The organism is Ruegeria sp. BG6, assembly GCF_056538465.1.
The window spans coordinates 300,050-318,533 of record NZ_JBQFTB010000003.1 but is presented as its reverse complement, the minus strand read 5'-3'; the positions used below and the strand labels follow the sequence as shown (position 1 = coordinate 318,533).

The 18,484-nt window shown below is 60.4% G+C and carries 20 protein-coding genes; 15 read left to right on the top strand and 5 right to left on the bottom strand.

Annotation, left to right across the window (positions count from 1 at the left end; translation table 11 throughout):
* Nucleotides 1–48 precede the first annotated feature (48 nt).
* The 4 genes from ACR0JW_RS08550 to ACR0JW_RS08535 all read left to right on the top strand — a co-directional run bounded on the left by ACR0JW_RS08550 (nucleotide 49) and on the right by ACR0JW_RS08535 (nucleotide 5,057).
* On the top strand, nucleotides 49–759 hold the full coding sequence (locus ACR0JW_RS08550; RefSeq protein WP_170678203.1) for a VIT1/CCC1 transporter family protein: 711 nt from the start codon (nucleotides 49–51) through the stop codon (nucleotides 757–759).
* 248 nt (nucleotides 760–1,007) lie between these two features.
* Nucleotides 1,008–3,920 carry an isoleucine--tRNA ligase gene (gene ileS / locus ACR0JW_RS08545; RefSeq protein WP_170678200.1) on the top strand — a complete coding sequence of 971 codons (2,913 nt, stop codon included), beginning with the start codon at nucleotides 1,008–1,010 and terminating at the stop codon, nucleotides 3,918–3,920.
* 134 nt (nucleotides 3,921–4,054) lie between these two features.
* Nucleotides 4,055–4,513 carry a methylated-DNA--[protein]-cysteine S-methyltransferase gene (locus ACR0JW_RS08540; protein ID WP_170678198.1) on the top strand — a complete coding sequence of 153 codons (459 nt, stop codon included), beginning with the start codon at nucleotides 4,055–4,057 and terminating at the stop codon, nucleotides 4,511–4,513.
* Nucleotides 4,514–4,589: 76 nt separating this feature from the next.
* The gene (locus tag ACR0JW_RS08535) at nucleotides 4,590–5,057 is read left to right on the top strand and encodes a hypothetical protein (RefSeq protein WP_170678196.1); all 468 of its coding nucleotides are present in this window, start codon (nucleotides 4,590–4,592) and stop codon (nucleotides 5,055–5,057) included.
* Between the two features lie 2 nt (nucleotides 5,058–5,059).
* Here ACR0JW_RS08535 and ACR0JW_RS08530 read toward each other — a convergent pair whose 3' ends face one another.
* The 4 genes from ACR0JW_RS08530 to fsa all read right to left on the bottom strand — a co-directional run bounded on the left by ACR0JW_RS08530 (nucleotide 5,060) and on the right by fsa (nucleotide 8,315).
* Nucleotides 5,060–5,755: a CDP-alcohol phosphatidyltransferase family protein gene (locus ACR0JW_RS08530; RefSeq protein WP_170678194.1), complete on the bottom strand. Its 696-nt coding sequence runs from the start codon at nucleotides 5,753–5,755 to the stop codon at nucleotides 5,060–5,062.
* A gap of 87 nt (nucleotides 5,756–5,842) precedes the next feature.
* Complete coding sequence (locus ACR0JW_RS08525; RefSeq protein ID WP_170678192.1) at nucleotides 5,843–6,763, bottom strand: tyrosine recombinase XerC; 921 nt, start codon at nucleotides 6,761–6,763, stop codon at nucleotides 5,843–5,845.
* Entirely contained in the window at nucleotides 6,760–7,467 is a 708-nt protein-coding gene (locus tag ACR0JW_RS08520) for a DUF484 family protein (protein WP_480713809.1), read from the bottom strand. The genes ACR0JW_RS08525 and ACR0JW_RS08520 overlap by 4 nt, the downstream gene beginning before the upstream one ends.
* 194 nt (nucleotides 7,468–7,661) lie before the next feature.
* On the bottom strand, nucleotides 7,662–8,315 hold the full coding sequence (gene fsa, locus ACR0JW_RS08515; RefSeq protein ID WP_170613342.1) for a fructose-6-phosphate aldolase: 654 nt from the start codon (nucleotides 8,313–8,315) through the stop codon (nucleotides 7,662–7,664).
* 88 nt (nucleotides 8,316–8,403) lie between these two features.
* Here fsa and ACR0JW_RS08510 point away from each other — a divergent pair, with 88 nt between their 5' ends.
* The 4 genes from ACR0JW_RS08510 (at nucleotide 8,404) to ACR0JW_RS08495 (ending at nucleotide 13,299) form a co-directional block, all read left to right on the top strand.
* Nucleotides 8,404–10,599 (top strand): primosomal protein N', encoded by a 2,196-nt coding sequence (locus ACR0JW_RS08510; RefSeq protein WP_170678190.1) that lies wholly within the window; start codon nucleotides 8,404–8,406, stop codon nucleotides 10,597–10,599.
* 80 nt (nucleotides 10,600–10,679) lie between these two features.
* Nucleotides 10,680–11,912: an MFS transporter gene (locus tag ACR0JW_RS08505; RefSeq protein ID WP_170678188.1), complete on the top strand. Its 1,233-nt coding sequence runs from the start codon at nucleotides 10,680–10,682 to the stop codon at nucleotides 11,910–11,912.
* Nucleotides 11,913–11,978: 66 nt separating this feature from the next.
* The gene (locus ACR0JW_RS08500; protein ID WP_170678186.1) at nucleotides 11,979–12,851 is read left to right on the top strand and encodes a 50S ribosomal protein L11 methyltransferase; all 873 of its coding nucleotides are present in this window, start codon (nucleotides 11,979–11,981) and stop codon (nucleotides 12,849–12,851) included.
* A 103-nt stretch (nucleotides 12,852–12,954) separates the two neighbouring features.
* On the top strand, nucleotides 12,955–13,299 hold the full coding sequence (locus tag ACR0JW_RS08495) for a hypothetical protein (RefSeq protein WP_170678184.1): 345 nt from the start codon (nucleotides 12,955–12,957) through the stop codon (nucleotides 13,297–13,299).
* A gap of 89 nt (nucleotides 13,300–13,388) precedes the next feature.
* Here the strand turns inward: ACR0JW_RS08495 and ACR0JW_RS08490 are convergent, their stop codons facing one another.
* Entirely contained in the window at nucleotides 13,389–13,601 is a 213-nt protein-coding gene (locus ACR0JW_RS08490; protein ID WP_170613332.1) for a DUF1127 domain-containing protein, read from the bottom strand.
* Between the two features lie 333 nt (nucleotides 13,602–13,934).
* On the opposite strand from ACR0JW_RS08490, the gene ruvC reads away from it, so the two are divergent.
* The 7 genes from ruvC to tolR all read left to right on the top strand — a co-directional run bounded on the left by ruvC (nucleotide 13,935) and on the right by tolR (nucleotide 18,476).
* Nucleotides 13,935–14,432, top strand: a complete 498-nt coding sequence (ruvC, locus tag ACR0JW_RS08485) for a crossover junction endodeoxyribonuclease RuvC (RefSeq protein WP_170613330.1) — start codon at nucleotides 13,935–13,937, stop codon at nucleotides 14,430–14,432.
* Nucleotides 14,429–15,106 (top strand): Holliday junction branch migration protein RuvA, encoded by a 678-nt coding sequence (ruvA, locus tag ACR0JW_RS08480; RefSeq protein WP_170678182.1) that lies wholly within the window; start codon nucleotides 14,429–14,431, stop codon nucleotides 15,104–15,106. The genes ruvC and ruvA overlap by 4 nt, the downstream gene beginning before the upstream one ends.
* A 4-nt stretch (nucleotides 15,107–15,110) precedes the next feature.
* Nucleotides 15,111–16,130 carry a Holliday junction branch migration DNA helicase RuvB gene (gene ruvB, locus ACR0JW_RS08475; RefSeq protein ID WP_170678180.1) on the top strand — a complete coding sequence of 340 codons (1,020 nt, stop codon included), beginning with the start codon at nucleotides 15,111–15,113 and terminating at the stop codon, nucleotides 16,128–16,130.
* Between the two features lie 63 nt (nucleotides 16,131–16,193).
* The gene (locus ACR0JW_RS08470; protein WP_170678178.1) at nucleotides 16,194–16,817 is read left to right on the top strand and encodes a hypothetical protein; all 624 of its coding nucleotides are present in this window, start codon (nucleotides 16,194–16,196) and stop codon (nucleotides 16,815–16,817) included.
* A complete protein-coding gene (ybgC, locus tag ACR0JW_RS08465) occupies nucleotides 16,814–17,197 on the top strand; it encodes a tol-pal system-associated acyl-CoA thioesterase (RefSeq protein WP_170678176.1) in 384 nt (127 codons plus the stop codon). Before ACR0JW_RS08470 ends, ybgC begins: the two co-directional genes overlap by 4 nt.
* A 105-nt stretch (nucleotides 17,198–17,302) precedes the next feature.
* On the top strand, nucleotides 17,303–17,998 hold the full coding sequence (gene tolQ, locus ACR0JW_RS08460; RefSeq protein ID WP_170678174.1) for a protein TolQ: 696 nt from the start codon (nucleotides 17,303–17,305) through the stop codon (nucleotides 17,996–17,998).
* A gap of 1 nt (nucleotide 17,999) precedes the next feature.
* A complete protein-coding gene (tolR, locus tag ACR0JW_RS08455) occupies nucleotides 18,000–18,476 on the top strand; it encodes a protein TolR (RefSeq protein ID WP_170678172.1) in 477 nt (158 codons plus the stop codon).
* Nucleotides 18,477–18,484 lie beyond the last annotated feature (8 nt).

The following is an 18,484-nucleotide window of genomic DNA, read 5'->3' as shown; positions in this document are numbered from 1 at the left end:
GCCATAGTGCTATCCTTCCGCCAAGCTAATGGCGACGGAGGGCCAGCCATGATCGACCACGGTCACAGCCAGAAAGAGATTTCCGCCCGGATCAATGCCCCGCCCGGTCGCGGCGTCCTGCGGGATCTTGTTTATGGCGGGCTGGACGGGTCGGTCACGACCTTTGCCATCGTGTCCGGTGTCGCCGGGGCGGGTCTGTCGCCCTTTGTCATCGTGGCGCTTGGCCTTGCAAACGTTCTGGCCGACGGGTTTTCGATGGCGGCGGGGAACTATTCGGGTACCAAGGCCGAACTGGACAATATCCGCCGCATTCGCGCGGTCGAGGAACGCCATATCGACCTTTATCCCGAAGGCGAGCGCGGCGAAGTGCGTGAGATTCTGGCTCAGAAAGGACTTTCGGGCCGCGTTCTGAATGAGGCGACGGATGCCATCACCGACAATCGGGAAAACTGGATCAACCTGATGATCGAAGGCGAATACGGTCTGGGCAGTGTCGAGCCTCATCCGCTCAAGGCTGCAACGGCGACGTTCTTCGCGTTTCTGGTGGCCGGGATGGTTCCGCTGGTTCCGTTCCTGGTGTCCGTCCAGAATGCCTTTGCGGTCTCGGTTTCACTGACACTTGCCGTTTTCTTCGCCATAGGTGCGATGAAAAGCCGGTGGTCGCTGGCACCTTGGTGGCGGTCGGGCTTTGAGACCTTGTTGATCGGCGGAACGGCGGCGTTGATTGCTTACCTTGTCGGGTCCCTGTTTCACCCCTGACGGCCCGTTTGGCCGTGGGGAATTGGTGTGAAAATGACTTGTTCACCGCTCTTCACACCGGGCGGCAGAACCTCTGGACCATTGCGGGAAGGCGTCTTATAAGCCTGCCATGCATGACCGTCTGGCCATCATTATTCGAATTATATCCCCGGCGCTCTGACCCTCTGAGACGCCGGGCAAAGGTGTTTGAGACTTCGCACCGAACGCTTCGATCCTAGTAAGACCAGATCATCCAAGGGACGCCCCAAATGTGCGCCGATACGATCCAGACACCTGACTACAAAGACACGCTGAACCTGCCCAAAACCGAGTTCCCGATGCGCGCCGGCCTGCCCAAGCGCGAGCCCGCATGGCTGGAGCGGTGGGAATCCATCGGCGTCTATGACCGCTTGCGTGAAAAAGAGGGCCGCACGCCCTTTACGCTGCATGATGGCCCTCCTTACGCGAACGGCCACCTGCATATCGGTCACGCGCTGAACAAAACCATCAAGGACATGATCGTGCGATCCCATCAGATGATGGGTTTCGACGCGCGTTACGTGCCCGGCTGGGACTGTCACGGCCTGCCCATCGAATGGAAGATCGAGGAACAGTACCGCAAGAAGGGCAAAAACAAGGATGAGGTGAACATCGTCGACTTCCGTCAGGAATGCCGCAAGTTCGCCGAAGGTTGGATCGACGTCCAGCGCGAAGAGTTCAAGCGTCTGGGCATCACCGGCAACTGGCCCGATCCCTATATCACCATGGACTATCACGCCGAGGCCGTGATCGCCGACGAGTTCATGAAGTTCCTGATGAACGGCACGCTCTATCAGGGCTCGAAGCCCGTCATGTGGTCGCCCATCGAAAAAACCGCTCTGGCCGAGGCCGAGGTCGAGTATCACGACAAGGAAAGCTTCACTATCTGGGTGAAGTTCAAGGTCGTGAATGCGGGCGATCTGGATGACGCGTTTGTCGTGATCTGGACCACGACGCCTTGGACCATGCCGTCGAACAAAGCGGTCGTGTACGGCAAGGACATCTCTTATGGCCTTTATGAAGTCACCGGAGCGCCGGAGGAATGTTGGGCCAATGTGGGCGACAATTTCCTGCTGGCCGACAATCTGGCCGCCGATGTGCTTGGCCGCGCCCGCCTGAACGACGACCAATGGACCCGCGTCCGCGATGTGACTGCCGATGAACTGGAAGGTGTCCAGCTGACCCACCCGCTGGCCGGCGCCGAGGGTGGCAATGGTGAATGGGACGACATCCGTGACTTCCGCGCCGCTGAGTTCGTAACCGACACCGAAGGCACAGGTTTCGTTCACTGTGCACCGTCCCACGGGATGGAAGAATTCGAGCTGTACCGCGATCTGGGGATGCTGGAACAGGTCATCACCTACAACGTGATGGACGATGGCTCATTCCGCGCTGATCTGCCGTTCTTTGGAGGCAAATTCATCCTGTCCCGCAAGGGCGGTGAGGGTGATGCGAACAAAGCCGTGATCGACAAGCTGGTCGAGGTCGGCGGGTTGCTGGCGCGTGGCAAGATCAAGCACAGCTACCCGCATTCGTGGCGCTCGAAGGCTCCGATCATCTACCGTAACACGCCGCAGTGGTTTGCATCCGTTGATCGCAAGCTGGATGATGGCATGGGCGAGATGGGAGACACCATCCGCGAGCGTGCCCTGCGGTCCATCGACGAACTGGTGAAGTGGACGCCGCAAACGGGCCGCAATCGCTTGTATTCCATGATAGAGGCGCGCCCGGACTGGGTTCTGTCGCGCCAGCGCGCCTGGGGCGTGCCGCTGACCTGCTTCACCAAAAAGGGTGCTCTGCCGACCGACGCAGATTATCTGCTGCGCAACGCAGACCTGAACGCGCGTATCAAAGCGGCGTTCGAGGCAGATGGCGCGGACGTCTGGTACACCGCGGGCTTCAAAGAGAAGATTCTGAACGGCATCGCCAACCCCGATGACTACGATCAGGTGTTTGACGTGCTGGATGTGTGGTTCGACTCGGGCTCGACCCACGCTTTCGTTCTGCGTGATCGCGAGGACGGCACCGAAGACGGCATCGCCGATGTCTACATGGAAGGGACCGACCAGCACCGCGGCTGGTTCCATTCTTCCATGCTGCAGGCCTGCGGCACCAAAGGCCGCGCGCCTTATCGCAACGTTGTGACCCACGGTTTCACGCTGGATGCCAAAGGCAACAAGATGTCCAAATCTCTGGGCAACACCATCGTGCCGGAAGAGGTCATCAAGCAATATGGTGCCGATATCCTGCGCCTTTGGGTGGCTCAGACCGACTATACCGCCGACCAGCGGATCGGGCCGGAAATCCTCAAAGGCACCGCCGACAGCTATCGCCGCCTGCGCAACACCATGCGGTTCATGCTGGGTTCGCTGGCTGACTTCTCCGAGGCGGATCGCGTCGCCCCCGAGGATATGCCGCGACTGGAGCGTTGGGTTCTCAGCCGTCTGGCCGATCTGGATGAGCAAGTACGCAAGGGCTACGCCGCGTTCGACTTCCAGGGCGTGTTCAGTGCCGTATTCACCTTTGCGACCGTCGATCTGTCATCGTTCTATTTCGATATTCGCAAGGATGCGCTGTATTGCGATGGCGACACGCTGCGCCGCCGGTCCGCGCGCACCGTGCTGGATACCCTGTTCCACCGCCTGACCACCTGGCTGGCGCCGGTCCTGGTCTTCACCATGGAGGAAGTCTGGCTGGAACGGTTCCCGGGTGACGACAGTTCAGTCCATCTGGTGGACTTCCCCGAGACGCCTGCCGACTGGCGCAACGCCGAGCTTGAGACAGCCATGGCCAAGATCCGCCGTGTGCGCCGAGCTGTGACCGCTGCGCTGGAAGTGCAGCGCCAGGACAAGGTCATCGGCTCCAGCCTGGAGGCGGCGCCGATCGTGTATATCGAAGACTCCGAAACGCGCGATCTGCTGGCAACGTTTGATGTGGATGATATGTGCATCACGTCTGGCCTGTCGGTGACCGGCGATCCGGCCCCGGCCGAGGCGTTTCGCGTGCCCGAGATCGAGGGCGTCGGAGTGGTGTTCGAAAAGGCGGAAGGCGCGAAGTGCCAGCGGTGCTGGAAGATTCTGCCTGACGTGGGCCGCCACGCGCATGACGACGTCTGCGGGCGCTGCGACGAAGCGTTGGGCTGATCCGTTACCGGCGGCTATGGGGCAGGGCCTTTAGTGAGGCTCTGCCTTTCTCCGAAAGGTATTTTGAACAAAAGACGGGCGAATTGTCTGGATTCGGGTTGCGGTGGCTGTGACCTGTCTGTCAGCATGACCGCATGGGAACGATTGCGGTAGACACACGGTTCGGGCGCCTCGGCATCGTCGAGGAAGACGAGGCAATCACGAGGCTGATTTGGGACGGGTCCGACGATGCACCTGATACGCCGTTGTTGCGCGAAGCGGCGGCGCAGATGCGGGCCTACGACCAGAAGCGCCTGCAAAGGTTCGATCTGCCCTATCGCATAAAGGGATCAGAGTTTCAGCGCCGAGTCTGCGACGCAATGTTCGCCATCCCGCTGGGTGAGACCCGGACTTATGGCGAGTTGGCGGCGGAGCTGGGCTATTCGGCGCAGGCGGTGGGGCGCGGCTGTGGCGGCAATCCGATCCCGGTGATCATCCCGTGCCACCGCGTTTTGGGGGCAAATGGAAGGATGGTCGGGTTTTCCGGGTGCGGGGGTGTCGAGACCAAGGTTGCCCTGTTGCGCCATGAAGGAGCCGCCAGCCTGCTTATCTGAACCGTGGAAACCTGTTGCAATCGCCCGGATTGCGGCCCAACTTATATTCGATACTGAATTTGAAGGACCGCATTGAATGACCACTGAAGCAGACCTTGCAGCCCGCAAGAAGGCAATTATCGACCGGTTGATGTCGCTTGAAGCGCAGGAGCTTGCCACGGCGCAGGCGCATTATGATGCGTTTCTGAAAGATTCGCAGCTGGATGACCGTGAAGGACATGACAAGGACGACATCGCTGCCTCGCGCGAGAATGCAGATCTGGCGGCAGCTTTCGACGCGCCGGTCCATGCCCATCATGCCAAGATCGACGTGATCGAAAACACTGATTTCAGTCTGACCGACACGGTGCGGCCCGGCGCGGTGATCAAATTCAACAACCGGCGGTTTGTTGTGTGTGTTTCAACGACGCGGTTTGACGTCGACGGCAACACCTACATGGGCATTTCCATGCAAAGCCCGATCTATCTGGCCATGGCCGGCCTGCAGGAGGGCGATGTGTTCACCCATAATGGGACCGAATTCGAAGTGCAGGAGGTCCTGTAATTTCAGCTATCGCGCGCGGGTACCATCTGCTGAGCGATGCCCGCGAAAGTCAGGTACAGGCTGGTGACGACCAGCCCCCAGTGCGCCCAACTTTCGGGATGGAAATCAACCCAGGCCGCCCATCCTGCAAAGAACGTCCAGGCCAGGGCCATTGGCAAAGTCAGATTGCGCCAGCGTTCGGTCCGGACCGGGTGAACGAATTTCAGCGGCAGGAACATTGCCAATGATAGCAGCGTGACCAGCAGCAGGATCACCCAAAAACTCGGTTCGAGTGCGAAGATCACGATAACGAACATGTTCCAGCAGCCGGGAAAGCCGGAAAAAGAGTTGTCCTTGGTCTTCATTCGGGTGTCGGCAAAGTACATCGCGCTGGCAAATGTGATGACAATGATGGCGAACCAGCCGGTCCAGCCGTCCATCAGCCCCGATTTGAACAGTGCGAAGGCGGGGATGAACACATAAGTCAGGTAGTCGATGATCAGGTCCAGCAGGACGCCATCGAACTCGGGCGCGTTTTTCTTGACATGGTAGTGGCGGGCCAGCGGGCCGTCGATACCGTCCACGATGAACGAGACCACAAGCCAGAGATACATCAGGCTCCATTTTTCTTCAACGGCGGCCAGCATGGCCAGCATTGCAAAAACGGCACCGGTGGCGGTGAACAGATGAACGCTAAGGGCTTTGAATCTCAAGGTCATGGGGGTGTCATGGACGATGCGGCCACGAGATGCAAAGCAAAAAGTCTCCAATGACCAAACGCCGGCGAGCGGCTGTGGTGATCCGGTTCAGGCTTTGGGATGAGCCCGGTTGTAGACTTCCATCAGGCGCGCGCTGTCGACTGCCGTGTAGGTCTGCGTGGTCGAAAGCGACGCATGCCCCAGCAATTCCTGAATTGCGCGCAGATCACCACCCGCCGACAGAAGATGCGTAGCAAAGCTGTGCCTAAGTGCATGTGGGGTGGCTGTGGCAGGCAGGCCCAGCTGCATCCGTGCCTTCGCCATGACGCCCTGGATTGCGCGTGGGTTCAGCGGCCCGCCCCGCACACCGCGAAACAGCGCTTCCGAGGGCAACAGGGAATGAGGACAAAGCGACGTGTACCGTTCCACGGCCTGACGGGCGACTGGCAGAACCGGCACGATCCTCTCCTTCCCGCCCTTGCCCAGAATCCGCAGTGTTGCTGGAAGAGGCACATCCCTACCCGTCAGGGACAGGGCTTCGGATATTCGCAATCCGCACCCGTAAAGCAGTGTGACCACCGCCATGTCCCGGGCCGCGACCCAATCCGAGCTGGATTGCAGTTCGACCGTATCAATCATCGCGCGCGCCGCATCTTCGGCAAGCGGACGGGGCAGTTTTTGGGTGTATTTGGGTGCGCGAGTCGACAGAACGGCGGTGGGTTCAAAGCCTTCGCGCTCGGCCAGCCAGCGATAAAAGCTTTTGACGGCGGACAGTTTGCGTGCCAGCGACCGCGCCCCCACACCGCTACCGCGCTGATCCGCCATCCAGGCCCGCATGTCCGAAACCGTGATCCGTTCAAGCGCGGCCAGCCCCTGCTGCCCGTTATGGTGCAGGGTCATGAAGGCCAGAAAGTCGGTGACATCGCCGCGATAGGCGGATTGCGTGTTCTCCGACCGTCCGGCCAGCGCGGCAAGCCCGTCAAGCCAGTGCTGCAGCGCATCGCGGCAGGCCGGAGAAATCAGGCTCACGACAGCCAGTGGCGCATGGAGCGTTCAAATACGCCGGCAAAAAAGGTCAGAAGGTCGGTGCCCAGTTGTGGAGTGAAATGTCGTGGATCCCGGGCGCCCATAACGATCATGCCCGGCAGGCGACCAGTGCCCAGGTTCAGCCGCAGGCAGGCTTCGGACCGCAAATGCCCCGCCTGCGCACCATAGATCCTGCGGCTGTGTTGACGGGTTTCGCGCAAGATGACATCCCGCGCGGATCTGCTGCGATCACTGTTGAGGTACGCGTCGACAAAGCCGGGCTCGACCACAGCCAGAACGCCCCCCAGCTTTTCGATGGCGGGATCGTTTTGTTCGGTTGTGGTTTCCAGAACCAGAGTGATCTGGTCCACGCGCAAAATATCGGCCACGTCACTGCCCAGGGCGCGCAGGAAGTCTTCGAACTCGACGGGCTCCAGCAGGCGCAGAATGGCGCGGTGTACTTGATTTGTGCCCGCAAGGTTCTCGTAAGCCGCCGCGATGACCGAGCGGTGGGTGTCTTCCAGTCGGTCCAGCCGCGCTTCAAGCCGCTGCATGGCGATGCCGCGCAGGTCGATGACATTTTCGCCACGCGCCTGTTCGTTCGCGGCCACCAGGGCCTGCATCAGGTCCTTGTCATCCAGCACGGCGTCTGGTTCAGCCAGAATCGCGGCGCGAAGGCTATCCTCGAGTTTGGGGTTACTGCTCATATCCCGTCCGGTCTTTTTTTGTTGTGCCAGACTATAACATGGCTTGCCGCGATTGCCTTGGAAAAAATGCAGCTTTGACGGGTTTTCTCAGGTCTCATGCGGCGGCTCCCGCCTGCCTGCGCCTGATCGGGGATCAGGCCTCGGCCGTTGGGCCGGGCGCGGCGCCTGACGGCGCCGCGCGGTTGTGCAATGGATCAGAGGATTTTCTGGCCGGTCTTGGCCCAGTCGGCCAGGAAGGTCTCGAGACCCTTGTCGGTCAGCGGGTGATCGGCCAGTTTCTTGATGACGGCGGGTGGCGCTGTGATCACGTCGGCACCGATGCGCGCGCTGTCCGTCACATGGTTCACGGTGCGGATCGAGGCGGCCAGAATTTCAGTTTCGAACCCGTAATTGTCATAAACCTGACGGATGTCGGCGATCAGATCCATGCCATCAAGGTTGATGTCGTCCAGACGTCCGATGAAGGGCGAGATGAAAGTCGCACCAGCCTTGGCTGCCAGAATGGCCTGGTTGGTGGAGAAGCAGAGAGTCACGTTGACCATCTGGCCTTCGTCGGTCAGCGTTTTGCATGTTTTCAAACCAGCCCATGTCAGCGGCACTTTTACAGCGATGTTGGGGGCGATCTTGGCCAGCTTGCGGCCTTCGGCGATCATGTCGTCGGCTTCGGTTGCGACCACTTCGGCAGACACAGGCCCGTCGACCAGATCGCAGATTTCCTTGGTCACTTCCAGAATGTCGCGGCCCGACTTCAGGATCAGCGACGGGTTGGTGGTTACGCCGTCCACCATGCCCAGATCGTTCAGTTCGGCGATGGCATCGATCTCGGCGGTGTCTACAAAGAATTTCATGAGGGCAGTCCTTTGATGGGTTGGCCTTGGTTGCGGATGGCTTTACCTCAAAGAGACCCATGCTGGAACCCCCTGCGAAGGATATGCCGTGAGCGCTAACGGATTTTTCGACGAAGGAGACCTGGTTGCGGTGCTGACGACGCAGCCGCTGGACCGGACGTTGGACTATAAGGCGCCCGAGGGTGGGTGCTTTCTGGGGGCGTTTGTCGAAGTACCATTGGGTCCGCGCAAGGTTCTTGGCGTGGTCTGGGGGCCGGGGCAGGGGGGCTTTGACCTTGCCAAGGCGCGTTCGGTCATAAGTGTGCTCGAAGTTGCGCCGATGCGAGAGGAGATGCGCGTGTTTCTGCGGCGGGTGGCCGATTACACGCTGACGCCGATGCCCGCGATGCTGCGTCTGGCGACCCGCGCGCCGGGGCTGGGTGATCCGCCGTCTATGCGCAAGATATATCGCCTTGGCGAAGGTCAACCTGACCGGATGACGGATGCACGTACCCGCGTGCTGGAAGTGTTGCGCGACTATGGCGGGTTGGCCTTTACGCTGAAGGAGCTGGCTGAACAGGCGGGGGTAACGTCCTCGGTCGTCAAGGGCTTGGTCAAGCAAGGCGCGGTTCGGGAAGAGGACAGCCCGCGAGATCTGCCCTATCCGCGTCTGGACCCGGATTTACCCGGAAAGGAGCTGACAGATGATCAGGCAGAGGCGGTCGCGCGGCTGCAAGCCGGGCAGCGGACGGGGAATTATGGCACGACGTTGCTGAAGGGCGTGACCGGGTCCGGCAAGACCGAAGTGTATCTGGAAGCGGTGGCCGAGACTTTGCGGCAAGGGCGGCAGGCGCTGGTCTTGCTGCCAGAGATTGCCCTGACTGCCGAGTTTCTGACCCGGGTCGAGGCAAGGTTTGGCGCGCGTCCGGCCGAATGGCACTCGGGCGCGACCATGACCGAACGCCGCCGGGTCTGGCGGATGGTCGGGCAGGGGGATGCGCAACTGGTAGTCGGCGCCCGGTCGGCGCTATTCCTGCCGTTCCGCAATCTGGGCCTGGTTGTTGTAGATGAGGAACATGATACCTCTTACAAGCAAGAGGATGGCGTGCATTACAGCGCCCGCGACATGGCGGTCCTGCGCGCGGCCATCTGTGGCGCGCGGGTGATTCTGGCCAGTGCCACGCCCTCATTGGAAAGCTGGGCCAACGCCGAGGCCGGGAAATACGAGCGTCTCGATCTGACGTCGCGGTTCGGGGCGGCGGTCCTGCCCGAGATGAAGCCCATCGACATGCGCGCCGAACAGATGCAGGCGGGAACGTGGATTTCGCCGTCCCTGCGGCAGGCAGTGAGGCAGCGGATCGAGAAGGGTGAGCAATCGCTGCTGTTCATCAACCGCCGTGGCTACGCGCCGGTGACGCTCTGCCGCGCTTGCGGTGAACAGATTGCCTGTGATCACTGTGACGCGCGGATGGTCGAGCATCGCTTTTTGAAACGCCTTATGTGCCATCAATGCGGCGAAACCAAACCGATGCCCGAGACCTGTCCGTCCTGCGGGGTCGAAGGCAAACTGGCCCCGGTCGGGCCGGGAATCGAGCGGCTGGCGGAAGAGGCCGAAGCGACCTTTCCCGAGGCGAAGATCGCGATGCTCAGTTCTGACCTGTTCGGCTCGGCGCGGGCGCTGAAGGCCAAGATTGAAGAGATTGCCGAAGGCGACGCGGATCTCATCATCGGGACACAGCTGGTGGCCAAAGGGCACAACTTTCCAAAGCTGACGCTGGTCGGAGTTATCGACGCGGATCTCAGCCTGCATGGCGCAGACCTGCGGGCTGCCGAGCGGACCTTCCAGTTGATGCGGCAGGTTGCGGGTCGAGCCGGTCGGGCCGACAAGCCCGGGCAGGCGCTGTTGCAGACCTTTCAACCGGAACATCCTGTCATCCGCGCCATTCTGTCCGGCGATGAAGAAGGTTTCTGGAAGGCCGAGGCCGCCGGGCGGCAGGCGGCAGGCGTGCCGCCTTATGGCCGCATGGCTGGAATTGTTCTGTCGGGCCCCGAGGTCGGCCCGGTTTTCGACATCGGCGATGCCATGGCCCGCAATGACGCGCCGCTGCGTGACGTGGGCGCGCAGGTGTTTGGTCCGGCCCCGGCGCCCATCGCCCGCATCCGTGGCCGCCACAGGGTGCGGCTGCTGGTCAAAGCGCCGAAGGGCGCGCCCATTCAGGACGCCATCGCGCGCTGGATCGAGCCTTTGCGCCTGAAAGGCGATATCCGACTTTCCGTGGATATCGACCCGCAAAGCTTCTACTGACGTCTGCATCTGCGCAGGCCTGCTGTGCGCATGCCGCTTCCCTCTCGCCAAACTGTTCAAATGGGCGTAGAGGGAGTCCCATGCTGAAACCTATGCCGCTTTCTGAGGCGCAGAGCCTTCCGTTCTGGCGCCGTCCGGTTACGCTCCTTTTCGTGATGGCATTGACCATGCCCATCGCGTTCAACGCGTGGAGCGCGCTGTTGAACAACTTTGTCATCGAGGTGGCGAATTTTGACGGTGCGGATATCGGTCTGCTGCATACGGTGCGGGAAATTCCGGGCTTTCTGGCCGTCGGCGTGATTGCCGTGATCCTGTTTATTCGCGAACAGGTGCTGGCGATGATCTCGCTGATGCTGCTGGGTGTTGCAACGGCCGTCACTGCTTGGTTTCCCAGCCTTGGCGGGTTGCTGTTTGTGACGCTGTTCAGTTCGATCGGCTTTCACTACTACGAAACGGTAAACCAGTCGCTGCAACTGCAATGGTTGCCCAAAGACCGTGCGCCGCAGGTGCTGGGATGGCTGGTGGCGATGGGGTCTGCCTCGACTCTGGTGGTCTACGGCCTGATCGTTCTGACATGGGACCGGTTCGATCTGTCCTACAACACGGTATTCATGGCGGCCGGGGGGCTGACGGCGCTGCTCGGCTTGTTGTGCCTGGTCGCTTACCCGCAATTCGATGCGCCGACGCCGCAGACAAAGAAGATAATTCTCCGCCGCCGGTATTGGCTCTACTATGCGCTGCAATTCATGGCCGGGGCCCGGCGGCAGATCTTCATTGTTTTTGCCGGCTTCATGATGGTCGAGAAATTCGGTTTTGACGTGCACGAACTGACAGGGCTGTATCTGATCAACCTGCTGATCAACATGACCGCTGCGCCCATGTTGGGCAAAGCGGTGGCGATGTTCGGCGAACGCCGCACGCTGATCTTTGAATATACCGGCCTGGCGATCGTGTTCGCGGCCTATGGCGGCATCTACTGGTTTGGCTGGGGCGTACTGTTGGCCGCAATCCTTTATGTGATCGACCACGTGCTGTTCGCGCTCGCGCTGGCACTGAAGACCTATTTCCAGAAGATCGCCGACCCGGCGGATATTGCGCCTACGGCGGCGGTGGCTTTCACGATCAACCATATCGCGGCCGTGTTCCTGCCTGCGTTGCTGGGTCTCTTGTGGGTTGTCTCGCCCGGCGCCGTTTTCGGGCTGGCTGCTGCCATGGCGCTGGTCTCGCTGGGTCTGTCCCTGCTGATCCCGCGTCACCCGGAACCGGGCAACGAAACCATCCTGTCGAAATACGCACCCGCCCCCGCCGAATAGGCGCCAGCGCTTGACCTTGGCGGCCGGTGGCCCTAGGCGCAGTGCGAGATTGGACAGGAGGCCCCGATGCCCACATTCACTGCGCTCACGACACTGAACGGGAAGAAAGCCGCCGAAAGCCTGGGCGAAGCGATGGAGCGTCTGGACCCGGAACCAACCGGTGTGGGCGTGTTCGAGGTCGAAGACGACTCGGGCCTGTGGGAGGTCGGCGGTTACTTCACCGAAGCCCCCGATGAAACCGCGCTGGCCGTTCTGGCCGCTGCGTTCGGGGCGAAGCCCTTTGTCGTTTCGGAACTGCCCGAAACCGACTGGGTCGCGCATGTCCGCCGGGAACTGGCACCGGTCGAGGCGGGGCGGTTCTTTGTCTATGGCAGCCATGATGCGGACAAGCTGCCCGAAGGTCGTATCCCTCTGCTGATCGAGGCCGCGATGGCGTTTGGCACGGGGCACCATGGCACGACCCTTGGATGCCTCAAGGCGTTGGATCGGTTGCTTGACGAAGGGTTCTCGGCGGCGAAAGTGGCAGATATCGGCTGTGGCACCGCTGTTCTGGCAATGGCCGCCGCGCGGGTCTGGGACGGGCAGTTTCTGGCCAGCGATATTGACCAGGTCGCGGTTGACGTGGCCGAGGCCAACCTGAAGGCAAACGGGATGTCCGGTCAGGTGCTCTGTATCGAGGCGGCGGGCTTCGATCACCCCGAACTGCAATCGCATGCGCCCTATGACCTGATCTTTGCGAATATTCTGAAAGGTCCGCTGGTGGCTCTGGCACCGGAAATTTCAGCGAATCTGCGCTCTGGAGGCTACGCGATTCTGTCAGGGATTCTGAACGAACAGGCCGATGACGTCGTTTCCGTTTATTTACAAAATGGGTTCAATACCCATGATCGCGGCCAGATTGGTGACTGGACGACGCTGATCTTAAGCAAACAGGGCTAATTCAGGGCCATTTGCAGGAGTTTTGTGGTTTTTTGCCTCTTTTTTGTCGCAATCTGTTTCTACCGTCATTCAAGTCAGCGGGGGGCGGTTTTAGGAGGCTGCCATGACGGTAAAACAACTGGAGTTCGATCAGCGCGTCAATCGCCTGAACAAGAAGCACAGCAAGATGAGCCACGGCTATCGTGCGACGATGCGCAAGGATGGTCTGGTGGTGATGAAACCACAACGCGTCAGATCGGCGATCCCTGCAAAGGTTCTGCTGTTCTGCATCTGCGGGTTCTTTGCCTTCAAGGCGTTTCTGCTGTCCAGCCTTGGTCCGACCGGTTATGACCACCGCATTGACACCCTAAGCCAGGGCACCTCGGTTGAGCAGGCAGGAGCCTGGATCATGCAGGTGGACCCGATGACAGAGTTTCTCTCGGTTCAGCTTAACAAAGTCCTCTACTGACTTGGCCTGAATCAAAAAACACCGCGCTGCTTCTGGCTGCGCGGTGTTTTTTTGCTCCGTAAAGAAGCTGTGAGTGGGCGTTTGCCGTCTTAGCGGCGGCCTTCGGCAACGACGTCGATGTCGCCGCGGCACAGGCCGATATCTTCCAGTTCACGGTCGGTCAGACCGCTCAGCGCGTTGCGGGTAACGCGGGCGTCATTCCATTCGACAACAGCGTTGACGACCGCTGCGAAAGTTTCGCCGATACGGCCAACGAGGCCGAACGAGCCAGTGGCGGTGCGGGTTGTGTCCAGTGCAGCCATATCCTGTTTCCTTCTGGTTTGTGTTACTGTCTGATCTTGCGATCTGCCGGGCATCTAGTGATGTCATATCGTCGGCACAAGAGCGGAATTTGCATGTGTCCTATGCAATTTCTGCAGAGCTCGAGTTTCCTTAAATTCCCTTAAATCATTGATGAATTTCTCTTTCATTAGGTGGCGGAAACAGGACATTCCGGGTCGCAAAAAGGGTCCATCTGTCGCCGTTGAGACAGGTCTGTCGTTTTTGGCCTTTGGGTCAATTCGCTTGGAAAATGTTCTTGCTTCGTGCTAGTTGATAAAAAAATCACACGAACCCGAGCAGGCCAAAGGCACAACATGCGAATTCTAGGCATTGATCCGGGGCTGAGAACCCTGGGATGGGGCATCATCGAATCGCATGGCAGCCGTCTGAGCCATGTCGCCAACGGGTTGTGCAAGTCGGACGGGGACGATCTGGGCGAACGCCTTTTGTCCCTGCACAACCAGATCGTCGAGGTCATAGCCGAGTATCGACCGGATCAGGCCGCGATTGAGCAGACATTCGTCAACAAGGACGGGGCTGGAACGCTGAAACTGGGTCAGGCGCGCGGCGTGGCGTTGCTGACGCTGGCGAAGGCCGGTTTGACGGTCGGGGAATATGCGCCCAACCGGGTCAAGAAAACCGTGGTCGGTGTGGGTCACGCCGAAAAAGAGCAGGTGCTGCATATGGTCAAGCTGCAACTGCCGGGGTGTCAGCCCAAAGGGGCGGACGCGGCGGATGCGCTGGCGATTGCTATCTGTCATTCCTATTACGGCGCGGCGCCTCAGGCGCGGATGAAAGAGGTGCGGGCATGATCGGAAAATTGACCGGGCGGCTGGATTATCGCGCGGCAGACCACGTGCTGATTGATGTGCGCGGGGTCGGCTATATCGTCTACTGTTCGGACCGGACCATGGCGGCACTACCGGGTGTGGGTGAGGGCGTCTCGATCTACACCGACATGGTCGTGCGTGAGGACCTCATGCAGCTTTACGGGTTTCTGTCGCTGGTCGAAAAGGAATGGCATCGCCTGCTGTGTTCGGTGCAGGGCGTTGGGGCCAAGGTCTCGCTAGCCATTCTGTCCGCACTGGGACCGGACGGGGTCAGCCGCGCCATTGCGTTGGGTGACTGGGGTGCGGTCAAGGCGGCCAAGGGTGTCGGACCTAAGACGGCGCAGCGAATTGTGCTGGACCTCAAGGACAAGGCTCCGGGCGTGATGGCAATGGGCGGCACGGTGACAGAGGCGATGAACGGTCCCGAACTGGAAGTGGTCGAATCGTCCGAACCTGCACCAGTCGCCAAACCGACGGTCAGGCCAGTCTCGGGTTCGGCGGCTGCTACTGCGGGGGCTTTGTCGGCCCTGTCCAACTTGGGGTATGGACCGTCCGAGGCAGCATCGGCCGTGGCCGAAGCCGCAGCCAACCTGCCCGACGCGGATGAGGCGGAACTGATCCGGGCCGCTTTGAAACTGCTTGCTCCGAAAGGGTGAATGAATGGTAGACGCCGATCCCGCCCTGCGCCCTGACCCATTGCCGGAAGACAATGACCGCGCGCTGCGTCCGCAGGGGCTGGACGAATTTATCGGTCAGGCCGAGGCAAGAGCCAATCTGCGCATCTTCATCCAGTCAGCCCGCCAGCGGGGCGAGGCGATGGATCACACGTTGTTCCATGGCCCGCCGGGGCTTGGGAAAACCACGCTGGCGCAGATCATGGCGCGCGAGCTGGGGGTGAATTTCCGCATGACTTCGGGCCCCGTGCTGGCCAAGGCGGGCGATCTGGCGGCGATCCTGACCAATCTGGAATCTCGGGACGTATTATTCATCGACGAAATCCACCGTCTGAACCCGGCTGTTGAAGAGGTGCTGTATCCGGCGATGGAGGATTTCGAGCTGGATCTGGTGATCGGTGAAGGTCCTGCAGCGCGCACCGTGCGGATCGAATTGCAGCCCTTCACTCTGGTGGGCGCTACGACCCGCATGGGGCTGCTGACCACGCCTTTGCGCGACCGGTTTGGTATTCCAACGCGTTTGCAGTTCTACACGGTCGACGAACTGCACGAGATCGTCACCCGCAACGCGCGCAAGCTGGGTGCTCCGGCTGATGATGAAGGCGCGCGCGAGATCGCCCGGCGTTCGCGTGGAACCCCCCGGATCGCCGGGCGGCTGCTGCGGCGCGTGGTCGATTTTGCCATTGTCGAGGGCGATGGACGAATTTCACGCGATCTGGCCGATGGTGCCCTGACGCGTCTGGGTGTGGACAACCTGGGGCTGGATGGCGCGGACCGGCGTTATCTGAAGCTGATCGCAGAGAACTACGCGGGCGGCCCTGTGGGAATCGAAACCTTGTCGGCGGCGCTGTCAGAAAGCCGGGATTCGCTCGAAGAAGTGATTGAGCCCTATTTGTTGCAGCAGGGCCTGATACAACGCACACCGCGTGGGCGGATGCTGGCGCAGAAGGCATGGACCCATTTGGGAATGGCGGCGCCCCGGGGGCAGAGCGATCTGTTTGGTTGATGCGGTGCGCCATGGGTTTTATGCCTTCGGCGAGAGTATTTTTGAAAAGATGAAGGGTCGGCCGTGACACCGGAAGCAATCGAAGCACTTTTTACGCGTGAAAGCGGCGAGTTCCTGTTCGCGCGTTGGGGGCGACCGATCGTGCCGATCGTCTTTGGCGTCGAAGATGATACGCTTTCCGTGATCAAGGGCGCGTTCGAGGCGGTTGTTGCCCTGGCTGGCCACTCAATGGCCGAGACCGATCCGGAACTGGGCGCGAACTGCATGGTCTTCTTTTTTCGCGACTGGCAGGAATTGCTGGAGGTGCCCGATCTGGACCGTCTGATCCCTGATCTGGCCCCTCTGGTCGGGCGGCTGATGGAGGCGGACGCCAACCAGTACCGCATATTCCGGTTTGAGGAGGACGGGACCATCCGGGCGGCGTTCGTGTTTTTGAAGATGGATGGCGAATTGTCCAAAATTCCTGCCGAAACGCTTGCGCTGGGGCAGGTGGTACAGACCGTTTTGTTGTGGTCCGATGCTGCGTTCCGGTCGCAGTCTCCGCTGGCCGTGGCTGGCGAGACGACAATTCTGCGCCCTGAAATCGCCGCGCTTATCCGGGCCGCCTATGATCCGATTTTGCCGGGAATGGTGCAGGATGCGTCCCACGCATTGCGATTGTTTGCGCGTCTGGAGCAGCCACAATGAAGCACGTCTTTCCCATTCGGGTCTATTACGAAGACACCGACATGGGTGGTGTTGTCTATCATGCGAATTACCTGCGTTTTATTGAACGGGCACGATCGGACTGGGTGCGCAACCTCGGCAATGACCAGAACGCGATGCGGGATCAGGGGATTGTCTGGGTCGTGCGCCGGATCGAGGCGGATTATCTGTCGCCGGCCAGGTTTGACGATGAACTGATCGTCGAGACCGAGATAGTTTCGATTTCAGGAGTGCGCCTAACCATGGCGCAGCATGTCCGGCGCGGCGAAACCGAGATTTTCCGCGCCACCGTGACCGCCGTTTGCATCAATAGCGAGGGCAAGCCGATCCGTCTTCCGGCAGAGATTCGCGCATTGATGTAACAATTTACTCAGCCGGGGTGGTTCTGTTGGCTTTTCTATACCAACTGCGTTAGCGTTTGGCAAAACAAGGCCAAATGGCTGTCAGGCAAAACAAAGAGCAGGTTCATGGAAGCTGAAACGCTGGCGCTGGCGCAGGAGATCGACTTCTCCATGTGGGGGCTGTTTTCCCGCGCGACCTTTATCGTCAAACTGGTGATGCTGATGCTGGTCGTCGCATCGTTCTGGTCCTGGGCGATCATCATTCAAAAACTGATCAATTACCGCGCAGCGCGACGCGAAGCGCAGGTTTTTGATGAATCCTTTTGGTCCGGCAATCCGCTGGATGAGCTGTTCGAACAGATCGGAACGCGACCGGACGGCAGTTCCGAGAAGATATTCGCCGCCGGCATGATCGAGTGGCGCAGGTCACACCGGACCGACGGCGGCTTGATTGCCGGCGCGACGGCACGGATTGACCGGTCGATGGATGTGGCCATCGCAAAAGAGGCGGAAACACTGCAAAAAGGTCTGCCCATATTGGCCACGGTCGGCTCGACCGCGCCATTTATCGGTTTGTTCGGCACCGTATGGGGCATCATGAACGCCTTTATTGAGATCGCCGAGCAGCAGAACACCAACCTTGCCGTTGTTGCGCCCGGTATTGCCGAAGCGCTTCTGGCCACCGGTCTGGGCCTGTTGGCCGCGATCCCGGCGGTGATTTTCTACAACAAGCTCAGCGCGGACAGTGATCGGATCGTTGGCGGATATGAAGCGTTTGCCGACGAATTCGCCACCATCCTGTCGCGGCAGTTGGACAGCTGAGATGGGTGCGGCGGTTCAGCAATCCTCGGGCGGAAACGGCCGCAGGCGGGGGCGGCGGCGTGGTCGCGCCCAGCCGATGGCCGAGATCAACGTGACGCCATTTGTAGATGTCATGCTTGTGCTGCTCATCATATTCATGGTGGCGGCCCCGCTGCTGACCGTGGGGGTGCCCGTGGACCTGCCCAAGACGGCGGCCAGTGCCCTGCCGGGGGACAATGAGGAACCGCTAACCGTCACACTGACAGCGGACGGGCGGGTGCAGATCCAGACCACGGACGTCGCGCGTGCCGATCTGATCGGAAAACTCAGGGCCATTGCGGTTGAACGTACCAGTGACCGGGTGTTCCTGCGGGCGGACGGCGCAATTCCCTACGCGCAAGTGATGCAGGTGATGGGGGCGCTGAATGCCGGCGGGTTTTCGAATGTGGGCCTTGTGACCGATACCGGCGGGCCGACATTTGACGAAGGTGGAGAGTGAGGCCGCGC